The sequence below is a fragment of the Dolichospermum sp. UHCC 0260 genome (assembly GCF_009711985.1).
GTDB lineage: Bacteria > Cyanobacteriota > Cyanobacteriia > Cyanobacteriales > Nostocaceae > Dolichospermum > Dolichospermum lemmermannii.
This window is the reverse complement of the sequence record NZ_VIKZ01000060.1, coordinates 22,891-26,221: the sequence shown is the minus strand read 5'-3', so window position 1 is coordinate 26,221 and position 3,331 is coordinate 22,891. Positions and strand designations below refer to the sequence as shown.

Sequence of the window (3,331 nt, the reverse complement as noted above, 5' to 3'; positions counted from 1 at the left end):
AGTTGTTAGGGGATAAAAATTTTAGATAGAAGTTAATTTAACATGATCCAAAATCTAAAATTTAATATCCAATCCCCAATCCCCACCTAGTGTAAATATTCTATCAGAGTTATCCTGGCCAACCAGCAGCGATCGCTAATAAAATGGAAATACCAAAAGCCAACCTATACCAAACAAAAACCAATGTGTTTTTAGTTTGCAAGTATTTGATTAAAAAAGCAATTGATAAATAGGAAAAAATAAAAGTAGAAATGATGCCAACAATTAACAGAATCACAATATTATCTGGTAATTCACCTGATTGAAACATTTTGAAGATCTTCAGACTTTTATATAAAGTCGCAATTGTCAAAGTGGGAAATCCTAACAAAAATGAAAATTTCGCGGCTGCTTCTCTTTCTAATCCTAAAAATAAGCCAGTAGTTAAAGTGGAACCTGAACGAGAAACGCCCGGAACTAAAGCTAAAGTTTGTCCCAATCCTACTAAAATACCATCTCGAATTTCCAAAGTAGCAAAACCCCGTTTACGACTCCCAATTTTTTCAGCTAACCCTAGCAAAATCGCCATAATAATTGACATGATCGCAATAATTAAGGAACTTTCTGGTATCACATCTTTTAACAAAAACCCAATAGTTAAAGCGGGAATTGTCCCGACCGCAATCCCGACAACAATTTTCCATTCTTCGCTTTCCCAGTCTTTAGTTTTAAAAGCTGTAATTGCACCTTTCACTAAACTAGAAATAACAGCCCAAAAATACCACAAAATTGCAATTACACTTCCAAATTGAATAGCATCAACAAAATCTTTAGAACCCAGTTCTTTCCAACCAAATACCTTCGTCACAATGATTAAATGTGCTGTACTACTAATTGGTAAAAACTCTGTAATCCCTTGCACAATCCCTAAAATAAATGCCTGGATTACTCCTTGAACTAAATCAACTTGACTAGTGGCTGCTTGGGTAGGCATTCCTACCTGTAACAATTGCAGTAATAGTAAGTTTGTACTATTTACTTCTAAGATTGTTGTCATTAACAAGACTCCCAAGATCAATAGGTAATTCTAGCAAACTATCCAACTTTACCTGGTTGTTGTCAGTCTTTTTAGCAAAAATATTATAGGAATGTGGGTTACAAAGTGATTATTGGTTTCTGCCTAAACGTCCTTAGATATATTTGGTTATGTTGTTTTCCGCCTAAATATACTATGCTGCGTTTATTGACAAAAAATATTAAAGCATTAATTTCTAATTTTTGAAGATATCCCGAAAAGACAAGATATTGTTACAATATTTAACAACGTTGATCTAACTGGTGGCTTCTTCATGATGGTTAAGACACTTCCCTCTAGTTCTCGAACAAGTCAGGAGGACAGTCGCGGAGGCGAATTGTCCGTAATTGAGGTAGTAGCAGAACAAAATCCACAGACTGTAGCAATCAAATCGGCTGAAGCTTCTCCACAGCCCAGACATCGGGTGCGGGTGGGATCTGAACCGGAGTCGATGCTGTATGATCCTGTGGAAATACAAGCACAGTATAGTGGGCGATTCCTGCAAGTTATCGGGCGGATTTTGACGGTTTTAAAACCAATTCTGTCCTTTGTCTTTGGGTTATGGTGGGATAAGCAATGGGGAATTTTGGTTAAAAATGAACGTCGTCGCGCTGTTCAGCTCAGAGATTTATTAACAAAGTTGGGTCCAGCTTACATTAAAATTGGTCAGGCCTTATCCACTAGACCAGATTTAGTCCCACCAATTTACCTGGAAGAATTAACTAGACTCCAAGATCAATTACCAGCTTTTCCTAATGAAATAGCTTACCAGTTTATTGAGGAAGAATTGGGAGCAACACCATTAGAGATTTATGCAGAATTGTCTTCACAACCGATTGCGGCGGCTTCTTTAGGACAGGTATATCAGGGAAGATTGAAAACTGGCGAAGAAGTAGCGATTAAGGTACAACGCCCAGATTTACGAGAAAGAATTACTATAGATTTGTATATTTTGCGGAATTTGGCTGGTTGGATACAGCACAATTTCCAGCGAGTCCGCAGTGATTTAGTGGGGATTTTAGATGAATTAGGCGATCGCATTTTTGAAGAAATGGACTATATTCATGAAGGCGAAAATGCGGAACGCTTTTTTGAATTATATGGTCACATGAAGGATATTTATGTCCCCAAAATTTACTGGGAATACACCAACCGTCGCGTTTTAACGATGGAATGGATTAACGGCATTAAATTAACTCAACCCGAAAAAATTGCCGCTTTAGGAATCAATGCGCGGTATTTAATTGAAGTTGGTGTCCAGTGTTCTTTACGTCAATTATTAGAACATGGATTTTTTCATGCTGACCCTCACCCAGGTAACTTGTTAGCGACAATGGATGGTAAATTAGCTTATCTCGATTTTGGCATGATGAGCGAAGTTAAACCAGCCCAACGTTATGGTTTAATTGAGGCAATTGTCCACGTTGTCAATCGAGAATTTGATAGTTTAGCAAAAGACTATGTAAAGTTAGAATTCCTCAGTCCAGAAACAGACCTTACCCCCATCGTTCCCGCTTTTGCAAAGGTATTTGCTAATGCCGAAGGTGCAAGTGTCGCGGATTTGAATATTAAAAGCATCACCGATGATTTATCAGCTTTAATGTATGAATATCCTTTCCGCGTCCCTCCCTATTACGCTTTAATTATTCGTTCTCTTGTGACTTTGGAAGGGATTGCAATTTATATAGATCCCGATTTTAAAGTTCTCAGTGAAGCCTATCCTTATGTTGCTAAACGGCTTTTAACAGATCCGGCAAATGAGTTAAGAACATCATTACAAGAATTACTGTTTAAAGATGGTAAATTTCGCTGGAATCGGTTGGAGAATTTGTTAAAAAATGCCCGCAGTAACCAAGAATATGATCTTAATTTGGTTGTTAATCAAGGAGTAGAATTTCTCTCTTCTGACCGAGGTTCATTTATTCGTGACAGATTAGTTGATGAATTTTTCAACGGTGTAGATGCTGTTAGTAAAAATGCCTTGCATAACTTGACTTATGTACTGCGAGAAAGGGTAGGAATCACCGCAATCAATCAAATTCCTTCAGCAAGTGTTGAACAACAACAAACTTTAGAATATATTAAACGCATTGCTGGGATTTTGCGAGATACTAAAGGCTTTGATGCCACAAAATTTGCTCCTCAATTAGCCCAAATCATTGTTAATCCAGGAGTTCAACTTTTAGGTCAACAAATTGCCACTCGTGTTACTCAAAAAGCTGTAACTCGGATAATTCGAGAATTATTAGCATAATGTCTAAACTGTGATTTTTCTGA

General features: G+C 37.3%; 2 protein-coding genes. One reads left to right on the top strand and one right to left on the bottom strand.

The window, feature by feature from the left end; translation table 11 throughout:
• Positions 1-109: 109 nt before the first annotated feature.
• Positions 110-1,036: an undecaprenyl-diphosphate phosphatase gene (locus tag FJR08_RS19230; RefSeq protein WP_168634241.1), complete on the bottom strand. Its 927-nt coding sequence runs from the start codon at positions 1,034-1,036 to the stop codon at positions 110-112.
• A 292-nt stretch (positions 1,037-1,328) separates the two neighbouring features.
• Between FJR08_RS19230 and FJR08_RS19225 the strand changes: the two genes are divergently transcribed.
• Positions 1,329-3,308 carry an AarF/ABC1/UbiB kinase family protein gene (locus tag FJR08_RS19225; protein WP_168634240.1) on the top strand — a complete coding sequence of 660 codons (1,980 nt, stop codon included), beginning with the start codon at positions 1,329-1,331 and terminating at the stop codon, positions 3,306-3,308.
• Positions 3,309-3,331 lie beyond the last annotated feature (23 nt).

Coding starts and splice junctions, on each gene's coding strand:
- FJR08_RS19225 (WP_168634240.1), top strand. CDS start 1,329: ATGATGGTTAAGACACTTCCCTCTAGTTCTCGAACAAGTCAGGAGGAC.
- FJR08_RS19230 (WP_168634241.1), bottom strand. CDS start 1,036: ATGACAACAATCTTAGAAGTAAATAGTACAAACTTACTATTACTGCAA.